This window comes from Sphingosinicella sp. LHD-64, from assembly GCF_031157375.1.
Lineage (GTDB): Bacteria > Pseudomonadota > Alphaproteobacteria > Sphingomonadales > Sphingomonadaceae > Allosphingosinicella.
In genome coordinates this window covers 1,300,150-1,319,409 of sequence record NZ_JAVIFV010000001.1, presented here as the reverse complement: position 1 = coordinate 1,319,409, position 19,260 = coordinate 1,300,150, and the positions used below count along the sequence as shown (strand labels likewise).

Annotated in this window: 22 protein-coding genes; 15 read left to right on the top strand and 7 right to left on the bottom strand. The window is 68.8% G+C overall.

What is annotated here, in order from left to right; translation table 11 throughout:
• The first annotated feature begins 35 nt into the window (after positions 1-35).
• Complete coding sequence (gene pheS, locus RCO27_RS06390) at positions 36-1,115, top strand: phenylalanine--tRNA ligase subunit alpha (RefSeq protein ID WP_309001795.1); 1,080 nt, start codon at positions 36-38, stop codon at positions 1,113-1,115.
• Positions 1,112-3,481 carry a phenylalanine--tRNA ligase subunit beta gene (pheT, locus tag RCO27_RS06385; RefSeq protein WP_309001794.1) on the top strand — a complete coding sequence of 790 codons (2,370 nt, stop codon included), beginning with the start codon at positions 1,112-1,114 and terminating at the stop codon, positions 3,479-3,481. Before pheS ends, pheT begins: the two co-directional genes overlap by 4 nt.
• Before the next feature lie 100 nt (positions 3,482-3,581).
• On the opposite strand, the gene RCO27_RS06380 is transcribed toward pheT, so the two are convergent.
• The 5 genes from RCO27_RS06380 to ftsE are packed head-to-tail and all read right to left on the bottom strand — an operon-like array spanning position 3,582 to position 7,483.
• Positions 3,582-4,646 (bottom strand): beta-N-acetylglucosaminidase domain-containing protein, encoded by a 1,065-nt coding sequence (locus RCO27_RS06380; RefSeq protein WP_309001924.1) that lies wholly within the window; start codon positions 4,644-4,646, stop codon positions 3,582-3,584.
• On the bottom strand, positions 4,646-5,338 hold the full coding sequence (locus RCO27_RS06375) for a lysophospholipid acyltransferase family protein (protein ID WP_309001793.1): 693 nt from the start codon (positions 5,336-5,338) through the stop codon (positions 4,646-4,648). Before RCO27_RS06375 ends, RCO27_RS06380 begins: the two co-directional genes overlap by 1 nt.
• On the bottom strand, positions 5,338-5,868 hold the full coding sequence (locus RCO27_RS06370; protein WP_309001923.1) for a YdcF family protein: 531 nt from the start codon (positions 5,866-5,868) through the stop codon (positions 5,338-5,340). Before RCO27_RS06370 ends, RCO27_RS06375 begins: the two co-directional genes overlap by 1 nt.
• Positions 5,869-5,873: 5 nt before the next feature.
• Positions 5,874-6,770 (bottom strand): FtsX-like permease family protein, encoded by an 897-nt coding sequence (locus RCO27_RS06365; protein ID WP_309001792.1) that lies wholly within the window; start codon positions 6,768-6,770, stop codon positions 5,874-5,876.
• Positions 6,767-7,483, bottom strand: a complete 717-nt coding sequence (ftsE, locus tag RCO27_RS06360) for a cell division ATP-binding protein FtsE (RefSeq protein WP_309001791.1) — start codon at positions 7,481-7,483, stop codon at positions 6,767-6,769. Before ftsE ends, RCO27_RS06365 begins: the two co-directional genes overlap by 4 nt.
• Positions 7,484-7,639: 156 nt before the next feature.
• Here ftsE and RCO27_RS06355 point away from each other — a divergent pair, with 156 nt between their 5' ends.
• The 4 genes from RCO27_RS06355 (at position 7,640) to RCO27_RS06340 (ending at position 10,888) form a co-directional block, all read left to right on the top strand.
• Positions 7,640-8,344 (top strand): zinc-ribbon domain-containing protein, encoded by a 705-nt coding sequence (locus RCO27_RS06355; RefSeq protein WP_309001790.1) that lies wholly within the window; start codon positions 7,640-7,642, stop codon positions 8,342-8,344.
• Between the two features lie 47 nt (positions 8,345-8,391).
• A complete protein-coding gene (locus RCO27_RS06350) occupies positions 8,392-9,066 on the top strand; it encodes a pyrimidine 5'-nucleotidase (RefSeq protein WP_309001789.1) in 675 nt (224 codons plus the stop codon).
• On the top strand, positions 9,063-9,878 hold the full coding sequence (dapD, locus tag RCO27_RS06345) for a 2,3,4,5-tetrahydropyridine-2,6-dicarboxylate N-succinyltransferase (RefSeq protein WP_309001788.1): 816 nt from the start codon (positions 9,063-9,065) through the stop codon (positions 9,876-9,878). Before RCO27_RS06350 ends, dapD begins: the two co-directional genes overlap by 4 nt.
• A gap of 77 nt (positions 9,879-9,955) precedes the next feature.
• Positions 9,956-10,888, top strand: a complete 933-nt coding sequence (locus RCO27_RS06340) for a DMT family transporter (protein ID WP_309001787.1) — start codon at positions 9,956-9,958, stop codon at positions 10,886-10,888.
• A gap of 1 nt (position 10,889) precedes the next feature.
• Here the strand turns inward: RCO27_RS06340 and RCO27_RS06335 are convergent, their stop codons facing one another.
• The gene (locus RCO27_RS06335; RefSeq protein WP_309001786.1) at positions 10,890-11,444 is read right to left on the bottom strand and encodes a TlpA disulfide reductase family protein; all 555 of its coding nucleotides are present in this window, start codon (positions 11,442-11,444) and stop codon (positions 10,890-10,892) included.
• A gap of 55 nt (positions 11,445-11,499) precedes the next feature.
• Between RCO27_RS06335 and argH the strand changes: the two genes are divergently transcribed.
• The 5 genes from argH to RCO27_RS06310 are packed head-to-tail and all read left to right on the top strand — an operon-like array spanning position 11,500 to position 15,245.
• On the top strand, positions 11,500-12,876 hold the full coding sequence (gene argH, locus RCO27_RS06330) for an argininosuccinate lyase (RefSeq protein WP_309001785.1): 1,377 nt from the start codon (positions 11,500-11,502) through the stop codon (positions 12,874-12,876).
• Positions 12,873-13,160: a hypothetical protein gene (locus tag RCO27_RS06325; RefSeq protein WP_309001784.1), complete on the top strand. Its 288-nt coding sequence runs from the start codon at positions 12,873-12,875 to the stop codon at positions 13,158-13,160. The genes argH and RCO27_RS06325 overlap by 4 nt, the downstream gene beginning before the upstream one ends.
• A complete protein-coding gene (locus RCO27_RS06320; protein WP_309001783.1) occupies positions 13,157-14,017 on the top strand; it encodes a UTP--glucose-1-phosphate uridylyltransferase in 861 nt (286 codons plus the stop codon). The genes RCO27_RS06325 and RCO27_RS06320 overlap by 4 nt, the downstream gene beginning before the upstream one ends.
• The gene (locus RCO27_RS06315; protein ID WP_309001782.1) at positions 14,017-14,970 is read left to right on the top strand and encodes a zinc transporter ZntB; all 954 of its coding nucleotides are present in this window, start codon (positions 14,017-14,019) and stop codon (positions 14,968-14,970) included. The genes RCO27_RS06320 and RCO27_RS06315 overlap by 1 nt, the downstream gene beginning before the upstream one ends.
• On the top strand, positions 14,967-15,245 hold the full coding sequence (locus tag RCO27_RS06310; RefSeq protein WP_309001781.1) for an HNH endonuclease: 279 nt from the start codon (positions 14,967-14,969) through the stop codon (positions 15,243-15,245). Before RCO27_RS06315 ends, RCO27_RS06310 begins: the two co-directional genes overlap by 4 nt.
• Before the next feature lie 2 nt (positions 15,246-15,247).
• Here RCO27_RS06310 and RCO27_RS06305 read toward each other — a convergent pair whose 3' ends face one another.
• Positions 15,248-15,814, bottom strand: a complete 567-nt coding sequence (locus tag RCO27_RS06305) for an HNH endonuclease (RefSeq protein WP_309001780.1) — start codon at positions 15,812-15,814, stop codon at positions 15,248-15,250.
• Positions 15,815-16,007: 193 nt separating this feature from the next.
• Here RCO27_RS06305 and gluQRS point away from each other — a divergent pair, with 193 nt between their 5' ends.
• The 4 genes from gluQRS (at position 16,008) to egtB (ending at position 19,258) form a co-directional block, all read left to right on the top strand.
• A complete protein-coding gene (gluQRS, locus tag RCO27_RS06300; RefSeq protein WP_309001779.1) occupies positions 16,008-16,877 on the top strand; it encodes a tRNA glutamyl-Q(34) synthetase GluQRS in 870 nt (289 codons plus the stop codon).
• A gap of 231 nt (positions 16,878-17,108) precedes the next feature.
• On the top strand, positions 17,109-17,315 hold the full coding sequence (locus tag RCO27_RS06295; RefSeq protein WP_309001778.1) for an HIG1 domain-containing protein: 207 nt from the start codon (positions 17,109-17,111) through the stop codon (positions 17,313-17,315).
• Between the two features lie 16 nt (positions 17,316-17,331).
• Positions 17,332-17,904 (top strand): cob(I)yrinic acid a,c-diamide adenosyltransferase, encoded by a 573-nt coding sequence (locus RCO27_RS06290; protein WP_309001777.1) that lies wholly within the window; start codon positions 17,332-17,334, stop codon positions 17,902-17,904.
• 64 nt (positions 17,905-17,968) lie between these two features.
• Positions 17,969-19,258, top strand: a complete 1,290-nt coding sequence (gene egtB, locus RCO27_RS06285) for an ergothioneine biosynthesis protein EgtB (RefSeq protein WP_309001776.1) — start codon at positions 17,969-17,971, stop codon at positions 19,256-19,258.
• Positions 19,259-19,260 lie beyond the last annotated feature (2 nt).

Below are 19,260 nucleotides of genomic sequence, written 5' to 3'. Positions count from 1 at the left end.
CAATCCGCGCGGAAAGTCCTCTAGGGCCGCCGGTCATGGCTGATCTCGAACAGATGACCGGGGACTGGCTCGCCCGGATCGGCGCCGCGGGCGACCTTGCCGCGCTGGAGACGGAGCGCGTCGCGGCGCTCGGCAAGCAGGGTGTGGTGACGGGCCTGCTCAAGACGTTGGGCGGCATGTCGCCGGAGGAACGGCAAAGCGAGGGGCCGCGCATCCACGCGCTGCGCGAGGCGGTGACGGCGGCGATCGCGGACCGCAAGGCGGCATTGGAGGGGGCCGAGCTGGAGCGGCGGCTGGCGACCGAGGGGCTGGACATGACGTTGCCGGTCGCCGGCGCAAGCGAGGGCAGCGTCCATCCGGTCAGCCAGGTGATGGACGAGCTCGCCGAGATTTTCGCCGATCTCGGCTTCGCGGTCGCGACCGGGCCGGAGATCGAGGACGACTGGCGCAACTTCACCGCGCTCAACATTCCCGAAAGCCATCCGGCGCGGGCGATGCACGACACCTTCTATTTCGACCGCAAGGACGGCGAGGGCCGTTCCATGCTGCTGCGTACCCACACCTCGCCGGTGCAGATCCGCACGATGCAGAGCCAGGAGCCGCCGATCTACGTGATCGCGCCGGGGCGGACCTACCGTTCGGACAGCGACGCGACGCACACGCCGATGTTCCATCAGGTCGAGGGGCTGGTGATCGACCGGGGGATCACGCTCGGCCATCTCAAATGGACGCTGGAGACCTTCCTCAAGGCCTATTTCGAGCGGGACGACATCGTGCTGCGGCTGCGACCGTCCTATTTCCCCTTCACCGAGCCCTCGGCGGAGGTCGATGTCGGCTACACCATCCAGAACGGCCGGCGCGTGCTCGGCGGGACCGATCACTGGATGGAGCTGCTGGGCTCCGGCATGGTCCATCCGCGCGTCATCGCCAATTGCGGGCTCGACCCCGACGATTGGCAGGGCTTTGCCTTCGGCTGCGGCATCGACCGGCTCGCGATGCTGAAATACGGTATGGACGATCTGCGCGCCTTCTTCGACGGCGATATGCGCTGGCTGCGCCACTACGGCTTCCGCGCGCTCGATGTGCCCACGCTCTCCGGGGGAGTCGGCGCATGAAGTTCACCTTGTCCTGGCTCAAGGAGCATCTCGACACGGGGGCGGACCTCCAGGCCGTGCTCGACACGCTGACGGCGATCGGGCTCGAGGTCGAGGGCGTCGAGAATCCGGCCGAGAAGCTCGCCGCCTTCCGCGTCGCCAGGGTGCTGACCGCGGCGCCGCATCCGCAGGCGGACAAATTGCAGGTGCTGACCGTCGATGCGGGCGATGGGCCGCTCCAGGTGGTGTGCGGGGCGCCCAATGCCCGCGCCGGCTTGGTCGGCGTGTTCGGCGCGCCGGGCGCGGTGGTGCCAGCCAACGGCATGGTGCTGAAGGTCGCGGCGATCCGCGGCGTCGAATCGAACGGCATGATGTGCTCGACCCGCGAGCTGGAGCTGGGCGAGGATCATGAGGGGATCATCGAGCTCGCGGCCGATGCGCCGGTGGGCGCGCGCTTCGCCGATTATGCCGGCCTCGACGATCCGGTGATCGACGTCTCGGTGACGCCGAACCGGCAGGACGCGATGGGCGTGCACGGCATCGCGCGCGATCTCGCCGCGGCGGGGCTGGGGACGCTGAAGGCCGTCGACGTGCCCGACATCGCCGGCACTTACCCCTGCCCGGTTCCGATCGCGATCGAGGACGCAGAAGGCTGTCCGGCCTTTTACGGCCGGGTCGTGCGCGGCGTGACCAATGGGCCGTCGCCGGACTGGCTGCAGCAGCGGCTGAAGGCGGTCGGCCAGCGGCCGATCAGCGCCTTGGTCGACATGACCAACTATATCTCGCTGAGCTATGGGCGGCCGTTGCACGTCTACGATCTCGCGAAGCTGAAGGGCGGCCTCACCGCCCGGCGTGGGCGCGAGGGCGAGGAGGTGCTAGCGCTCAACGGCAAGGTCTACGGGCTCGATCCCAGCATCACCGTCATCGCCAATGACGAAGGGCCGGACGGGATCGGCGGCATCATGGGCGGCGAGGAATCGAGCGTCTCGGAGACGACGACCAACGTCTTCATCGAATGCGCCTTCTTCGACCCGGAGCGCATCGCCCTGTCGGGCCAGAAGCTGGCGCTGACCTCGGATGCGCGCAGCCGCTTCGAGCGCGGCGTCGATCCGGCGTTTGTCGAGGCCGGATTGCAGCTCGGCACGGCGATGGTGCTGGAACTGGCCGGCGGCGAGCCGTCGCAGGTCACCCATGCCGGGACGTTGCCGATCCCGCACAGGCATGTCGACTATCGGCCGGAACGCTGCGCCGAACTGGCCGGGGTCGCGGTGCCGGGGGACCGGCAGGCACAGATCCTGCAGCGGCTCGGCTTCACCGTGACGCGGGACGATGTGTGGAAGATCGCGGTGCCCTCGTGGCGGCGCGATATCGACGGTGCCGCGGACATCGTCGAGGAGGTGATCCGGATCGAGGGGCTGGACAAGGTGCCGTCGACGCCGCTGCCGCGTGCACCGGGCGTGGCCAAGCCGACCGCGACCGCCGCACAGATGGCAGAGCGCTGGGTCCGCCGGACGGCGGCAGCGCGCGGGCTCAACGAAGCGGTGACATGGAGCTTCATCTCGGAAGAGGAAGCGGCCCCGTTCGGTGGCTCGGCCTGGGTGCTCGCCAATCCGATCAGCGAGGACATGAAGGCGATGCGTCCCTCGCTGTTGCCGGGCCTGCTCGCCGCAGCGCGGCGCAACCTCGCGCGCGGCGCCGAGGGTGTGAAATTGTTCGAGGTCGGCCGGCGCTATCTGGGCGACACCGAGCATCCGACGGTGGGCATCGTCCTCGCCGGTGCCGAGCCGCGCGACTGGCGCGGCGGCAAGCGCAGCTTCGATGCCTATGACGCCAAGGCGGAGGCGCTGGTCCTGCTCGCCGCGGCGGGCGCGCCGGTCGAGAACCTGCAGGTGCCGACGGCGGCGTCGGACGTCTACCATCCCGGCCGGTCGGGCAGGCTGACCCTGGGCCCGAAGACGGTGCTGGCCGAGTTCGGCGTGCTCCATCCGCGCGTCGCCAGGGCGTTCGATCTCGACGGACCGGTCGTCGCGGCGGAGGTCTATCTCGACGCGATCCCGCCGAAGCGCGGCGGGCAGGGGCGGATGCGCAGCGCCTATGCGCCACCGGCGCTCCAGCCGGTGCGGCGCGACTTCGCCTTCCTTGTGCCCGAAAGCCTTGCCGCCGACCAGCTGCTGCGCGCGGTCAAGGGGGCGGACAAGGCCGCGATCACCAGTGTGAGCCTGTTCGACGTCTTCACTGGCGCGGGCGTGCCCGAAGGGCAGAAGAGCCTGGCGATCGAGGTGGTGCTGCAGCCGACCGAGAAGAGCTTCACCGACGAGGAGCTGAAGGCGATTTCCGACCGGGTCGTCACGGCGGCAGCGAAGCTCGGGGCGAGCCTGCGCGCCTGACTCCCTACGTCATTGCGAGCGAAGCGAAGCAATCCAGTGCGGCGTTGAGGTCGATCTGGATTGCTTCGTCGCTACGCTCCTCGCAATGACGGCTGATTGTCTATTGCGTCTGCACCAGTTCGTCGGTCACGTTCCAGTGACCGTCGAGCCAGCTGACGATCTCGCGCGCGGCCGGGTGGTCGAAGGCGGCGTAGCGCTCGCGCAGGGCGGCGCGACGGTCGTCGCCGAGACGGTCGAGGCCGCGGTCCTGCAGGGTGAGAATGTCCCTGGCGAGGCGCGCGGCGAGCGTGCCGCCGAGTACTGTTTGCGCGGCCCGATCGAAAGCCGTGCCGTAATCATAGCCGTCGCCTTCGCGGTAGCTTTCAGAAAGGGTCAGGGCGGGGATACGGCTGAGCAACGGTTGCGAGGCGGGGTTGATGGCGTGGCCGGCGATCAGCCCGCCGATCGTTGCCGGGCGGCCGGTGAAGGCGCGCAAGTGCAGGTGCTGCGACATGCGGGCGCCGTCATTGACCGGATAATTGTCCCAGAGGATGGGCTTGCGCCGTATCTGGCCGGCGACGCGGGCGAGGTGGCCGGGCGTATATTCGCGCGAACAGACCTCCGGGCCGGTCCAGAACATGTCGATGGCGGGATCGAGCAGGCGGCCGAGTTGCTCGAGATAGAAAGGCGGGCGGACGCCGAACGCCACGTCGAGGATCGGATCGTCCGAATAGTAGGACGGGCACATCAGCACGCGGCGGCAGCCGCTCCGCTCGGCGGCGAAATGGACGATGGCGGCCTGCCGCTCGGCGAGGTCGGGGATGTCGCCGCGCATGTCGTCGAACAGGATGGCGAGATCGTCGGGCTTCAGTTGCGCCAGCTCGGCGAGCTTGGCGGCGAGCCGGTCCTGCCAGCCGCGCTCGGGGTGGAGGTGCAGCTCGAACGGACTGAGGCCGATGCCGAAGCGCACGCCCTCGGCGCGGCAGGTGTCGCGAAAGGCGGCGAGCTCGGTAAAGGTCGCCTCGGGCCAGGGCTCCTGCCAGCGCTTGCGCAGATGTGCATCGGCCTTGGGCGCATAGAAATAGAAGCTGTAGCCATGGGGGCGGAGGACGCGGATCGTTTCGGCGCGATCTGCCCAATTCCAGGGGCGGCCGAAAAAGCCCTCGATGATGCCAAGCTCCGGCATCACGCCTTCATCTCCAGCGCGTTGATCGCGGTGTGGACCTGCGCCTCCATCTCGCGCCGCGGCAGGCCCGGCGGGACGGGCGGGAGGAAGCGCATGGTGACGATCCCCGGACGCTTCACGAAGCTGTTGCGCGGCCACAGGCGGCCGCTGTCGAGCGCGATCGGGGCGACCGGCAGGCCGAGCGCGCGGTAGAGGCCGGCGAAGCCCGGTTGAAGCGGCGGCGTCTCGCCGACCGGGACGCGGGTGCCCTCAGGGAAGATCAGGATGGGGCGTCCTTCCGCGATCGCCGCCTCGGCAGCACGCATCATCCGCCTCAGCGCCGTCGCGCCGGCGCCGCGGTCGACCGGGATGACGCCATAACGCCGCACCACCCAGCCCCAGAGCGGGATGGCGGCGAGCTCGCGCTTCAGCACCACCGCCGGCTCGTTGAACATGAGGAGCAGTTCCAGCGTCTCGAACATCGACTGATGCTTGGCGGCGGCGAGGACTGCGCCTGCGGGTGGCGCTCCCTCAACGACGGTGCGGATGCCGAGCAGGTGGCGGGCGCAGGTACGGTGGAACCGGACCCACAAGTGCGCCCAGCCGCGGATTGCGCGCTGCCCGAACAGGCCGATCGGGAAGGACAGCAGCACAGCGATCACCGTCCATGCATAGAAGACGAGCGCGAACAGGGTCGAACGGAGGAGGTTCATCAGATGCCGATCAGATCCGCGGCTCGGCCGAGCAGATACTTGTTGTACTCGATGAAGATCGCCTCGAAGCTCGGGCTGGTCGGCACCGCGTCGGACACGATCCGGATATCATCGCCAATCCGCTTCCTCAGTTCATAGCCGGCGCGCGGCATGTGCAGGTCGTTGGTGACGAGGCGGAGCGAGCGGTAGCGCCGCCGCTCCATCCAGCGCGCGACCTCGTCGCCGTTGGACCGGGTGTCGAAGGATTCGCGGCCGAGCGCGATGCAGCACTCGAACAGGCCGGGCTCGACATGATAGGCCGCGGCAAGCTCCTGCGGGCGCACCGTGCGGGCGACGCCGGAGATCAGCATGCGCTGGGCGAGGCCGCGGCGGAGGATCTCGAAGCCCCGCTCCAGCCGGCCGCTGCCGCCGGTCAGCACCACGACCGCGTCGGTCCGCTCGTCGCCGGCCGGTTTGGGCAGGGTCACGGCGAAGATCGCGTAGCCGAGCGCGTAGATCAGCAGCAGGAAGGCGAAGAGGCGGACGAGGATTTTGATCACAGCATCCGCCCCAGTGCGCGCAGGATGGTGACGCGGGCAACCAGCATGGCGAGCGCCACGCCGAACAGCGGCAGCGCGACGAGCACCGCCCAGCCGAGAGGCGAGATCGCCGCCGAGCCGAGCAGCTCCGATCCCAGGGCCGCGACCCGGTCGCCGAGCGCGACCAGCACGGCGCCGGCGAGGAGGAAGCCGACAGCCCCGCCGAACAGGGCATCGAGCGCGATGCGGCGCTGGAAGAGGCGGGCGACCTGGACGTCGGTCGCGCCCATCATGTGGAGGATCTCGATCGTCTCGCGATGGGTGTCGAGCGCGGCGCGGGCGGCCAGCACCACGGTGGCCGCGGTCGCGCCGACCATCAGCACGACGAGGCCGGCGGAAAGCCATTTGAGCGCGCCGATCAGGGAGGCGAGCGGCGCCAGCCATTGCGCATTGTCGTCGACACGGGCTGCGGGGGCCGCCGCGGCCACGGCAGCGCGCAGGCGGTCGAGCGATCCGCGTCCTTCCTCGGTCAGGTCGACGTCGATCAGGGCCGGCACGGGGAGATCCGCCTCCAGGCCGCCCGCGCCGATCCATGGCTCGAGCAAGGCCGAGATTTCCGCGTCGGGGACGATCCGGACGGCGGCAACGCCCGGAATCGCTTGAGCAGCTTCTGCCGCGGCCGTGGCCTGTGCCCGCCGCGTGTCCGGGTTGGCCTCGACCACCTGAATGGTGACGCGCCCCCCGATCTGTCCGGCGAGCCGGGCCGCGGCGCCGGAAAGGCCGATCCCGGCCGCGGCGGCGAGCACGGTCAGGAACATCATGATCGCGATCACCCACGGCATCGGCCCGGCGAGCCGGCCCTCGGGGAGCAAACCGCGCTCGGCCGCGCCGAACTTGCGGACGCCGGCCTTCATTGGTCCGCCCGCTTCGGCGGGTGCCGGAGCGCCCCGGTGGGATCGGACACCTGGCCGCGGTCGAGCCGCAGCATCTCGGCGCGCTGGATGCGGGCGAGCAGATGCAGATCGTGGGTGGCGACGATCACTGTGGTGCCGAGCTTGTTCAGGGAATCGAACAGATGGAGCAGGCGCTGCGCCATCTCCGGATCGACATTGCCGGTCGGCTCGTCGGCGACCAGCAGCTCGGGCCGGCCGATCACCGCCCGTGCGATCGCGACGCGCTGCTGCTCGCCGCCAGAGAGGGTTGCAGGGCGGGCCGAGGCGCGATCGGCAAGGCCGACCCAGGCGAGCATTTCCCGGACCGGCGTCTCGAGATCGCTCTCCTCGACCCCGGCAACGCGCAGCGGCAGTGCGACATTGTCATAGGCGGAAAGGTGCGGAACGAGACGGAACTCCTGGAAGACGACACCGATCCGGCGGCGGAAGCCGGGCAGGCGGCCGCGCGGCATGGTGACGATGTCCTCGCCGAACAGCCGGATGAGGCCGCGGCTGGGACGAAGCGCCAGATAGAGCAGCTTGAGAAGCGACGTCTTGCCGGCGCCGGACGGCCCGGTGAGGAAGTAAAAACCCCCTTCCTTCAGCGAGAAGGTGAGATCGGACAGCGTCTCGGCGCCCGTGCCGTAGCGCAGGCCCACATTCTCGAACTGGACGATGGAACCGCTGCTGCTCAAAAACGTCTCCCGGCGAACCAGCAATGGCACGGGCGTGGGGGGCGCTTCAAGCGCGGCTTCATGCGAAACATCTCCCGAAAACCCGCGCATTTGCTTGCACGATGCGCCCGCGTGATGTTTAGAGTCCCATGAACGCAACGGGGGTGCGCCGCATCGATGATCCTGTCCTGTCCGTCCTGCCAGTCCCGCTACGTCGTGCCGGACAGCGCGATCGGGCCGACCGGAAGGAAGGTGCGCTGCGCGAAATGCCGGCACAGCTGGTTCCAGGAGCCTGCCCCGCTCGATCTCGCCTCGCCGGCCGCGGCGCCCATCCCTACACTTGCGCCCGCGCCTCCGCAGTCGTCGGAGCCCGCGCCGTGGCCTGAGGCGCCGGCCCCTGCTACGGCCGCGCCTGCGCAGCCGGAGAGCTACGACTACGATGAGGATCCCTATGCGCGGCCGCGGCGCAATCCGGCCAAGCTCTGGACGATCGCCGCGATCCTCGTCGCCGTACTGATGGCCGGTGCGGTGTTCGCGATCCAGTATTTCGGACTGCCGCAGATCGGCGAGCGGATCGGCCTTCCGGTCCAGTCAGGCGACGCGCTCAGCCTCGATGGTGACGCCGAGCGGCGGCGCCTCGCCAGCGGCAACGAGCTGCTCGAGGTGCGCGGCGAGATCGTCAACCGGACAGAGCAGGTCCAGCGCGTGCCACAGATCCGTGCCGATCTGAAGGACGCCCAGGGCCGCGTCGTCTACACTTGGTCGATCGCGCCGCCGGTCCGCGAGCTCCAGCCGAGCGGCCGCGTCGCTTTCACCAGCGCCAATGTCGATGTGCCGCGCGGCGGATCGACCGTCAGCCTGACCTTCGGCCCGGTGTCCTGACGTTTCCGGCCATTGCGGGACGGGCCCGCGGACCGTAGGGCGACGCCATGATTCCCGCGCTGGCCCATGTCGAGAACTGGATCTTCGACCTCGACAACAGCCTATACCCCGCTTCGTGCGACCTCTTCGCGCTCGTCGATCAACGGATCGGCGACTATGTGCAGCGGCTGCTCCGCCTCGATCCGGTCGAGGCGCGGCGGGTGCAGAAGGGTTATTTCGCGACCCACGGCACGACCCTTGCCGGGCTGATGGCAACGCACGGGATCGATCCGCACGACTTCCTCGATTTCGTCCACGACATCGACATGGCGCGCGTCGTCGCCGATCCCGATCTGGTCGCGGCGCTGGATCGGCTGCCGGGGCGCAAGTTCGTCTTCACCAATGCGGACGAGAGCTATGCCCGGCGCGTGCTCGACAAGCTCGGCCTCGCCAATGCGTTCGACGGTTTCCACGACATCCATAAGATGGGCTATGTGCCCAAGCCGAGTCCGTCCGCCTACCGGCTGATCTGCGACCGGCACGACATCGATCCGGCGCGCGCGCTCTTTGCCGACGACATGGCGCGCAACCTCGCGCCGGCCAAGGCGATCGGCATGGCGACGCTCTGGGTCGACAACGGCTCGGAGCAGGCGGGCGGGGTCGCGGCGCCGGACTATATCGACCATCGCACCGGCGACATCGCCGCCTGGCTGCACGAGATACTGGGGGAGGAAGTGGCATGACGCTTCAGCAGGTCATCGAGGACGCCTGGGAGCGTCGTGACAGCGTCGGGGCGGGCGACGTCGCGGTGGCGACCGCGGTCGCCGAGGCGATCGGGCTGCTCGATACGGGCGCGGCGCGAGTGGCTGAGAAGCGGGCCGACGGCTGGACCGTCAACCAGTGGCTCAAGAAGGCGGTTCTGCTCTCCTTCCGCCTCAATCCGATGGAGCCGATCTCCGGCGGGCCCGGCGGCTCGGTTTGGTGGGACAAGGTGCCGTCGAAGTTCCTCGGCTGGACGAGCGCCGAGTTCGAGGCGGCCGGCTTCCGCGCCGTGCCGGGCGCGATCGTGCGGCGCGGCGCCCATATCGCCAGGGGCGCGGTGCTGATGCCGAGCTTCGTCAATATCGGCGCCCATGTCGGCGAGGGAACGATGATCGACACCTGGGCAACGGTCGGGAGCTGCGCCCAGATCGGCCGCAACGTCCACATTTCCGGCGGCACCGGCATCGGCGGCGTGCTCGAGCCGCTGCAGGCCGGGCCGGTGATCATCGAGGACGACTGCTTCATCGGCGCGAGATCCGAAGTCGCGGAGGGCGTCGTCGTCGAGCAGGGCGCAGTGCTGTCGATGGGCGTGTTCATCGGCGCCTCGACCAGGATCGTCGACCGCGCGACCGGCGAGGTCTTCTTAGGGAGAGTGCCGAGCTATTCCGTGGTGGTCCCCGGCACCCTGCCCGGCAAGGATGGCGGCCCCGGCCTCGCCTGCGCCGTGATCGTGAAGCGCGTCGATGCCCAGACCCGGTCCAAGACGGCAATCAACGAGCTGCTCAGGGATTAGCCGTCGATAAGCCGAGTTTATCAGTTCGGCCGCAAGTTTCGTGACGCCCCACCCTTTCGAATGCCTATGTCCGTCGCATGGCGACCCAACCGACCAGCATGAGCGGCAGGGACTGGGCGATTCTGCTCGCGCTGTCCGTGCTGTGGGGTGGCTCCTTCTTCTTCATCGAGATCGCGGTGGAATCCGTGGCGCCGTTCAGCCTGGTGCTGGCGCGGCTGGTGCTCGCCGGCGCGGTGCTGTGGGGCGTGCTGCTGGCGAAGCGCGAGCGGCTGCCGCTGCCGCCCGGCGCGGCGAGCGCGTTCCTGATCCTGGCGCTGCTCAACAATGTCGTGCCCTTCATCCTGTTCGCCTGGGCGCAGGGGACGATCACCGGCGGGCTCGGCTCGATCCTCAACGCGACGACGCCGATCTGGGGCGTGATCGTCGCGCATATCGCCACCACGGATGAAAGGGCGACGCCGGGCAAGGTCGCGGGCGTGGTCCTCGGCTTCGGCGGCGTCGCCGTCATGATCGGGCCAAGCCTCCTCGGACAGATCGGTTCCGATGCGCTCGCCCAGCTCGCCTGCCTCGGCGCGACGCTCTGCTATGCGCTGGCCGGCGTCTATGCCCGCCGTTTCCGGCCGATGGGGATCGCGCCGATCTCGGTCGCGACCGGCCAGCTGACCGCGGGCGCGATCGTGATGTTGCCGCTGGTCCTGTTCTTCGAACCGCCCTGGACCTCGCCCGCCCCCCCGCCGGAGGCCTGGGTCGCACTCGTCGCGCTCGCGATCTTCTGCACCAGCCTTGCCTACATCCTCTATTTCCGCCTGCTCGCCTCTGCGGGCGCGACCAACTCGCTGCTCGTCACCTTCCTGATCCCGATCAGTGCGATCCTGCTCGGCGCCCTGTTTCTCGGCGAGCGGCTGGAGCCCCGCCAGTTCGCCGGCATGGCGCTGATCGGACTGGGCCTCGCGGCGATCGACGGGCGGCTGCTGCGGCTGCTCCGTCGGGAGCGACCTGCGGCGGTCTAAGCTATCCCGCCTCTGCCTCGTCGAGCAGCCGCGTCGTGCGCGTGTCGCCCCATTCGGCCATGCCGGTCATCCGCCAGACCTCCCGCCCTTCGGCGTCGTAGAGGATGGTGGTAGGCAGCGTGTCGACGCGCAGGCCCATCATGAAGTCGAGGCGCGAGTCGAGATAGGGCTGGAGCGCCGAAAAGCGGCGGGCCGCGAAGAAGTCGGTGACCTTCCGGCGGCCGTCCATGTCCTGGCTGATCGCGACCACCTGGAGATTTTCGCCCTCGCGTGCCGCAAGCGCGTCGAGCGCCGGCATCTCGACGACGCAGGGGCCACACCAGGTCGCCCAGAGATTGACCAGCACCGGCCGGCCGCGGAAGGCGGCCATGGTGGTCGGGCGGCCCTCGGGGTCCTCGAAATTGATCGTTGGAGCCGGCATGCCCGCATGGGAGCGGTCGAGCCGGCCGGTCGGGTAGCGCTGGCCCTGAGGCTCGGCGGCATTGGCCGTGGCGGTGTCGTTGCCTTGCGGGGCGGAGGCGTTTTGCCTATCGCATCCGGCCAGCGCGAGGCCCATAGACAGGGCAGGGAGAAGGGCGATTACGAGCCGCAAGGATCAAGACTCCAACACCATGTGGGGCGGGCGGTTCGCCGAAGGCCCTTCGGCGATCATGCGCGAGATAAATGCCTCGATCGGCTTCGACAAGCGATTGTGGCGGCAGGATATCGCCGCGAGCAAGGTCCATGTCGCGATGCTCGCCGCGCAGGGCATCGTCGCCGAGGAGGACGCCGATGCGATCGAGGAGGGGCTCGACCGGATCGCCGACGAATATGAGGCGGACGGCGTGCCGGAGGATGCGGCGCTTGAGGATATCCACATGCACGTCGAGAGCCGGCTGGCCGAGCTGATCGGGCCGGCGGCCGGGCGGCTGCACACGGCGCGCTCGCGCAACGACCAGGTGGCGACCGATTTCCGCCTCTGGGTGCGCGACGCGATGGACGGCGCTCTGGCGGGAATCTCGGCGCTGCAGCAGGCATTGGTGGCGCGGGCGGAGGAACAGGCTGGGGCGGTGATGCCGGGCTTCACCCACCTCCAGTCCGCCCAGCCGGTGACATTGGGCCATCACCTCATGGCCTATTACGAGATGCTGCGGCGCGACGCCTCGCGTTTCGCCGACGCGCGGGCGCGGATGAACCAGTGTCCGCTGGGGAGTGCGGCGCTGGCCGGCACCTCCTTCCCGATCGACCGCAAGGCGACCGCGGCGGCTTTGGGCTTCGACCGGCCCACCGCCAATTCGCTCGATGCAGTCTCGGACCGCGATTTCGCGCTCGATTACCTGATGGCGGCCGCCCAGTGCGCGCTTCACCTCTCGCGCCTTGCCGAGGAATTCGTGCTGTGGGCAAGTCAGCCCTTCGGCTTCATCGCGCTGTCCGACAGCTTCTCGACCGGCTCGTCGATCATGCCGCAGAAGCGCAACCCCGACGCGGCCGAGCTGGTGCGCGGCCACAGCGGACGGATCATGGGGACGCTCGTCGCCCTCTCGACGACGATGAAGGGCCTGCCGCTCGCTTATTCCAAGGACATGCAGGACGACAAGGAGCCGGTGTTCGAGGCGCACGACCTTCTGACGCTCTCACTCGCCGCGATGGCCGGGATGGTGGAGACGGTCGCCTTCCGCACCGATCGGATGCGGGCGCTCGCCGAATCCGGCCATGCCACCGCGACCGATCTCGCCGACTGGCTGGTGCGCGCCGCCGGCGTGCCGTTCCGTGAGGCGCATCACATCACCGGACGGGCGGTGCGGCTCGCCGACGAGCGCGGGGTGCCGCTCTGGGAATTGCCGCTGGACGCGCTCAAGGGCGTGGACGACCGAATCACGGGCGAGGTCTTCAATATCCTCTCGCCCGATGCGTCGGTCGACAGCCGGACGAGCTTCGGCGGCACCGCGCCGTCGGAGGTCCGGGCGCGCATTGCGGAGGCGAAGAGGATATTGGGGGCAAGGACATGAAGCGCACCGCCCTTCTGATTCTGCCGCTGGTCGCGGGGGCCTGCGGCCTGCGCGAGCCGCTGCAGCCGGTCGAAGGCGCCACCGCGGCGCCCGCGCCGGCGGCGATGGATCGTCCGCTCACCACCGACGAGCTGCTCGCCCAGCCCGTCATCGCGCGCCCCCAGCGGGTCGACGAATTGCTCCGGCGCTCCGAGGAGCGTGAGGACGATCACTTCGACCTGCCCCCGCCCGACGTGCCCGCCGGCACCATTCCCGTTCCTGAAGACAGTGAAGGCCCCCGATGAAGCCCTTGCGTAAGGCCGTGTTCCCGGTCGCCGGTCTCGGCACCCGCATCCTTCCCGCCACCAAGGCGATGCCGAAGGAGATGCTGACGATCGTCGACAAGCCGCTCATCCAATATGCGGTCGAGGAGGCGCGCGAGGCGGGCATCGAGCAGTTCATCTTCGTCAACGGCCGCGGCAAGGGTGCGCTCGAGGACCATTTCGACATTGGATACGAGCTGGAAGCGACGATGACGGCGCGCGGCAAGAGCCTGGCGCCGCTCGAGGGCACCCGCTTCCCGCCCGGCGCAGTCATGTCGGTGCGCCAGCAGTCGCCGCTGGGCCTCGGCCACGCTGTCTGGTGTGCGCGCGCCATCGTCGGCGACGAGCCGTTCGCGGTGCTGCTCCCCGACGATCTCATGGTGGGTCGTCCCGGCTGCCTCGCGCAGATGGTCGAGGCCTACAACAAGGTCGGCGGCAACATCGTCTGCGCCCAGGACGTGCCGCGTGCGCGCACCGCGAGCTACGGCATCATCACGCCCGGCGCGCAACACGGCGCGTTGACCGAAGTGAGGGGCCTGGTCGAGAAACCGAAGCCCGAGGAAGCACCGTCGACGCTCGGGATAGTCGGCCGCTACATCCTCCAGCCTGGAATCATGCCGATCCTGGAGACGATCGGCAAAGGCGCGGGCGGCGAGATCCAGCTCACCGACGGCATGGCCGCCTTGATCGGCAAGCAGCCGTTCCATGCGGTGACGTTCGATGGCGACCGGCATGATTGCGGCGACGCCAAGGGCTTCGTCATCGCCAATCTGGCGCTGGCCCTGGCGCGGGACGATGTCGGCCCGGCGGTGCGCGCGCATCTGGAGAGCATCGCCTGATGGAAGGGGCGGTCGTCGTCGGCGACGGGCCGCCCAAGCGCCTCGGCCTCGACGAAGCCGCCGCCTATCGCGGTCCCGGCTTCCTCTGGGTCCATTTCGAAGGGAAGGACGAGGACGATCTCGCGCGCCTCAAGACCCAGAAGGACATCCCCCATGTCGCGGCCGGCGCGCTCGTCGCGACCGAGACCCGGCCGCGCTGCGACGCGATCGACAATGGCGCGATCATCAACCTGCGCGGTCCCGGCGACTGCGATCCGCAGGATTCGGACCGATTGGTCTCGATCCGCCTCTGGGTCACCCACAACAAGGTGACGTCGCTCAGCCGCCGCACCCTCAGCGCCACGAACGCGGTGGTCGCCAAGATGGAGGCGGGCCACGTCCAGGATTCCGGCGATCTCGTCGCCGCCTACGCCTGGGCGATCAGCACCGAGCTCGATCCGCAGGTGGCGGGGCTCGGCGACACGCTCGACGAGGTGGAGAGCGACCTCGAATCGAGCCAGCTCTATGCGTTGCGCCGCAGGATCACGGCGGTGCGCTCCGACGCGATCGGCTTCCGCCGCTTCGTCGCGCCGGACCGGGACGCGCTGCGCACCCTCGCCACGCTCGATTTCGACTGGCTGGCGCAGGATGATCGGCTGCACATCGTCGAGGCCGCTGACCGCTTCGCGCGCATGGCCGAGGAGCTGGAGGCGGTGCGGGAGCGCGCCGCTTTGCTCCACGAGCAGATCACCGACCTGCGCGCCGAGCAGATCGACAACCGGGCGCTCTACATCTCGATCGTCGCCTTCATCTTCCTGCCACTGACCTTCATCACCGGTTTGTTCGGGATGAACGTGCAAGGCATTCCCTATGCGACCCACGCCTCCGCCTTCTGGGTGATGGTCGCGATCTGCGTCGCGATCGGGGTCGGCGTGTTCGGCTGGTTCTACTGGAGGCACTGGATCAACCGGTGAGCGACGCGCCATCGGACTGCTTCCTGCGCGGTCGTCCGCTCGGGCGCCGGATCGAATGGCACCATCCGTTGCCGAAGAGCCGCGGCGGGCGCGACACAGTGCCGATCCATCCGATCTGCCACCGCACCATCCACGCGGCGATCGACAACAAGGCGCTTGAGCGCGACTATGTCGATGCCGCGGCGCTGCGGGCACATCCCGAGATCGCAAGGTTCATCGCCTGGGTGCAGGACAAGGACCCGGATTTCCACGCGCCGACGCGACGGCGGCGCTGACGTTACGCCTCCAGCTCGACGTCCCAGTAGAGATAGTCGTGCCAGCTCTCGTGGAGATAGCCCGGCGGGAAGCTGCGGCCATGCTCCTGGAGCTGCCAGCTGGTCGGCCGGTAGGGATGGCGGAAGATGTGCATGTGCGCCTCTCTGGGCGTGCGGCCGCCTTTCTTGAGGTTGCACGGTGCGCAGGCGGTGGCGACATTCTCCCAGGTCGTCCGGCCGCCTTGGGCGCGAGGCACGACATGGTCGAAGGTGAGCTCCGAGAAGGTCCCGCAATATTGGCACTGGAAGCGGTCGCGCAGGAACAGGTTGAACCGGGTGAAGGCCGGATATTCGCTCGGGCGCACATATTGCCGAAGCGCGATCACGCTCGGCAAGCTCATCTCGAAGCTCGGGCTGTGCACCTTGCGCCGATATTGGGCGACGATGTCGACCCGCTCCAGGAACACCGCCTTGACCGCGGTCTGCCACGGCCACAGGCTCAGCGGATAGTAGCTCAGGGGGGTGTAGTCCGCGTTCAGGACGAGCGCGGGGCAGCTTTCGGGGTGGCGGAGGAGATCGGGATGGTACACGGTTCAAAAGGCTCCCGTTTCGCGGAGACTACTCCCGAAACGCCGCCCCCGATACCGTCGCACCCGAAACGAGGGAGAAAGCGGTCGGTCCGGCCGTCTTCTCCTGTCCGCCACGCCCATGGCTGGTGGACGTGACGCCATGATGACACCATAGGTTGCGACTCCCGGTCAAGCGCGGAATTTTACGAAGGCCATGCATCCCGTCACCCGCTTCGCTCCCTCGCCGACCGGCCGGCTCCATCTGGGGCACGCCTTCTCGGCGCTGGCAGCCCATGATTTCGCCCGGGAACGGGACGGGACCTTTCTGCTTCGGATCGAGGACATCGATCCCGGCCGGTCGCGCCTCGAGCATGTCGATGCGATCCTCGAGGACCTGATCTGGCTCGGGCTCGAATGGGACGGGGAGATGATCTACCAGTCCGAGCGGCTGGATCTGTACGCCGCAGCCTTGGACCAGCTGAAGGCTGCAGGTCTGGTCTATCCCTGCTTCTGCACCCGCGCGGACATTGCCGCGAGCGTGGCGGCGCCGCATGGGCCCGACGGTCCCGTCTATCCGGGGACGTGCCGCGGGCTCGTCGATCGCGATCTAAGCCGGCCCCATGCCTGGCGGCTCGACATGACGAAAGCCCTTCCCGTGTTCTCCCGCGGACGCGGGAGCATGCCGAATTGGATGGACGACGACAAAGAGATCATCGCCACCCCCGAAGCGTTCGGCGACATCGTGCTCGCCCGCAAGGACGCGCCGGCGAGCTATCATCTCGCCGTCACCGTCGACGATGCGGCGCAGGGCGTGACCGACATCGTGCGGGGGCAGGACCTGTTCGCCGCGACCCACGTCCACCGCCTGCTCCAGGCGCTGCTCGACCTGCCGACCCCGCGCTACCACCATCACGGCCTCCTCACCGGCGCCGACGGGTCGCGCCTCGCCAAGCGGCACGGCGCCCCGACCATCGCCAGCCTGCGCGAGGCGGGCGCCGATCCGGCGGCGCTGGTGGCGGCCATGCGTCGAGGGGAATATCCGGCTGGATATTCGCTCGTAGAAGCCGAGGGCCCAGACCCATGATCGGCAATGGTCGTAATCGCCCGGAGAAGGCGGGCATGGGCAGGTCGCCATGCCCCCGGCATGGCCGCGAATGTCCGCGGGACATTCGCACCTGCCCATTTTTCGCCAGGGCAGCGTCGCTCGTCGGTCACGATGCGCCAAGCATCGCTCCCTCCTCGCTCCTTGCCCTGACCCAAAATCCGCTCCGTCACGGCCGTTGCCGATCATGGGTCTGGGCCCTAGATAGGCGCCATGACCTGGCTTCTGGTGATCCTGCTCGTCCTCGCCGCCGGCGCGACCCTGTTCGTGCTGATCAAGGGCGTCATCAACATGGCGCAGCAGAAGGACCTCACTGGCCAGCGCTCGCAGGAGCTGATGCGCAAGCGCGTCCTCTTCCAGGCGGTCGCGATTCTGATCGCCGTCGTGCTGCTGCTCGTCGCGGGCGGCGGCCGCCGCTAGCGTCGACTCCGGGGCGGTGGTCAGGCTCAACAAGATCTATACCCGCACCGGCGATGCCGGCGAGACCGGGCTGGTCGACGGCTCGCGCGTCTCGAAGGCGGACCCGCGCATGGCGGCGATCGGCGACGTCGACGAGGCGAACAGCGCGATCGGGGTCGCACTGCTTCATGCGGACGCAGACGCTGCGGCGATGCTCGGGCGGATCCAGAACGAGCTGTTCGATCTCGGCGCCGATCTCGCGACCCCCGGCGAGACCTTCGCGCCGGGCGAGATGACGCTCCGGATCGTGGCCGAACAGATCGACCGGCTGGAGCGCGAGATCGACGCCATGAATGCCGACCTCGAACCGCTGCGCAGCTTCATCCTGCCGGGCGGCCCCAAGGCGGCCCATCTCCACCTCGCGCGCGCCGTGGTGCGCCGGGCGGAGCGCGCCGCGGTGGAGGCGGCGGCACGCGTGTCGCTCAATCCGCTGGCGCTCACCTACCTCAACCGCCTGTCGGACCATTTGTTCGTGCTCGCGCGTTGGGTGACGCGTGAGCATGGCGGGGACATTCTCTGGCAGCCTGGCGCAACACGTGGGGACGCGTAGATTGTTCTTGTTTTGTACCGTGTATTGCGGTAGCTGAAATCCGCCCGACAACGGGAGACGAAGGATGGCGACGCAGGCCCGGCCGGACACGAGCGACAGCTTTGCGTCGCGTTATGCGGCGGTACGGCAGCTCAGCCTCGCCATCGCGGCGCCGCTCTCAGACGCCGACGCGACGATCCAGCCGATGCCTGATGCTTCGCCGGCCAAATGGCACCTCGCCCACACGACCTGGTTCTTCGAGACCTTCCTGCTGCGCGACCATGTGCCGGGCTATCGTGCCCATGACGAGCGCTGGGCGTTCTTGTTCAATTCCTATTACGAAGCCGAGGGGGAGCGTCACGCCCGCCCGCGTCGCGGCATGCTGAGCCGGCCATCGCTCGATGAGGTACGCGCCTATCGCGGCGCGGTCGACGCCGTGATGATGGCGGCGCTGCCGGGCTTTTCGGCGGAGGCGTTGGCGCTGGTCGAGCTCGGGCTCAACCACGAGCAGCAGCATCAGGAACTGATGCTGATGGATCTGACCGCCGCGATGGCGGAAAATCCGCTGAAGCCGGCGGTGTGGCCGGCCGCGCCGTGGCGCCCGCGCCCCGATTATGACGCGCCGAGGATGCTCCACATCGAGGGCGGCGTGGTCGAGATCGGCCATGATGGCACCGGCCCTTCGACGTCGCTCAGGACAGGCTTCGCCTTCGACGCGGAGACGCCGCGCCACCAGCATGTCCTGCGTCCCTACCAGATCGCCGACCGGCCGGTGCTGGTGCAGGAATGGCTCCGGTTCATGGACGAGGGCGGCTATGCCGATCCTCTGCTCTGGCTGTCGGACGGCTGGGCCTGGGTGCAGGCCGAGGGCATCGAGGCGCCGCTCTACTGGGAAAAGGGCGAGACTGGCTGGCTGCGGTTCGGGCTCGACGGCCTGCAGCCGGTCAACCCAGCCGAACCGGTCTGCCACATCAGCTATTACGAGGCGGACGCCTATGCCCGCTGGGCCGGCGCCCGGCTGCCCACCGAGCAGGAATGGGAACATGCCGCACGAATGAGCGACCCTGACGCCGGCGATTTCTTTGACGCCGCTGGCCCGGTGCGGCCGAAGCCGCCGCTCGAGCCGCCCAGAATCGAGAAGTTCTTCGGCGGGGTCTGGGAATGGACGGCGAGCGCCTTCCTTCCCTATCCGGGCTTCCGACCGACCGAGGGCGCGGTCGGCGAATATAACGGCAAGTTCATGAGCGGGCAGATGGTGTTGCGCGGCGGCTCGTCCGGCACCCCGCGCGGCCACATGCGCGCCAGCTATCGAAACTTCTTCTATCCCCATCAGCGCTGGATGTTCTCCGGCCTCAGGCTCGCAAAGGATCTCTAGAC

Bases quoted from the DNA above. Each gene is read 5' to 3' on its own strand.
- dapD (WP_309001788.1), top strand. From the start codon at position 9,063: ATGACGCTTCAGCAGGTCATCGAGGACGCCTGGGAGCGTCGTGACAGC.
- gluQRS (WP_309001779.1), top strand. From the start codon at position 16,008: ATGCATCCCGTCACCCGCTTCGCTCCCTCGCCGACCGGCCGGCTCCAT.
- RCO27_RS06315 (WP_309001782.1), top strand. From the start codon at position 14,017: ATGGAAGGGGCGGTCGTCGTCGGCGACGGGCCGCCCAAGCGCCTCGGC.
- RCO27_RS06365 (WP_309001792.1), bottom strand. From the start codon at position 6,770: ATGAAGGCCGGCGTCCGCAAGTTCGGCGCGGCCGAGCGCGGTTTGCTC.
- RCO27_RS06335 (WP_309001786.1), bottom strand. From the start codon at position 11,444: ATGGGCCTCGCGCTGGCCGGATGCGATAGGCAAAACGCCTCCGCCCCG.
- RCO27_RS06355 (WP_309001790.1), top strand. From the start codon at position 7,640: ATGATCCTGTCCTGTCCGTCCTGCCAGTCCCGCTACGTCGTGCCGGAC.
- RCO27_RS06380 (WP_309001924.1), bottom strand. From the start codon at position 4,646: ATGCCGGAGCTTGGCATCATCGAGGGCTTTTTCGGCCGCCCCTGGAAT.
- RCO27_RS06350 (WP_309001789.1), top strand. From the start codon at position 8,392: ATGATTCCCGCGCTGGCCCATGTCGAGAACTGGATCTTCGACCTCGAC.
- RCO27_RS06320 (WP_309001783.1), top strand. From the start codon at position 13,157: ATGAAGCCCTTGCGTAAGGCCGTGTTCCCGGTCGCCGGTCTCGGCACC.
- RCO27_RS06325 (WP_309001784.1), top strand. From the start codon at position 12,873: ATGAAGCGCACCGCCCTTCTGATTCTGCCGCTGGTCGCGGGGGCCTGC.
- RCO27_RS06340 (WP_309001787.1), top strand. From the start codon at position 9,956: ATGGCGACCCAACCGACCAGCATGAGCGGCAGGGACTGGGCGATTCTG.
- pheT (WP_309001794.1), top strand. From the start codon at position 1,112: ATGAAGTTCACCTTGTCCTGGCTCAAGGAGCATCTCGACACGGGGGCG.
- RCO27_RS06375 (WP_309001793.1), bottom strand. From the start codon at position 5,338: ATGAACCTCCTCCGTTCGACCCTGTTCGCGCTCGTCTTCTATGCATGG.
- RCO27_RS06295 (WP_309001778.1), top strand. From the start codon at position 17,109: ATGACCTGGCTTCTGGTGATCCTGCTCGTCCTCGCCGCCGGCGCGACC.
- egtB (WP_309001776.1), top strand. From the start codon at position 17,969: ATGGCGACGCAGGCCCGGCCGGACACGAGCGACAGCTTTGCGTCGCGT.
- pheS (WP_309001795.1), top strand. From the start codon at position 36: ATGGCTGATCTCGAACAGATGACCGGGGACTGGCTCGCCCGGATCGGC.
- argH (WP_309001785.1), top strand. From the start codon at position 11,500: ATGTGGGGCGGGCGGTTCGCCGAAGGCCCTTCGGCGATCATGCGCGAG.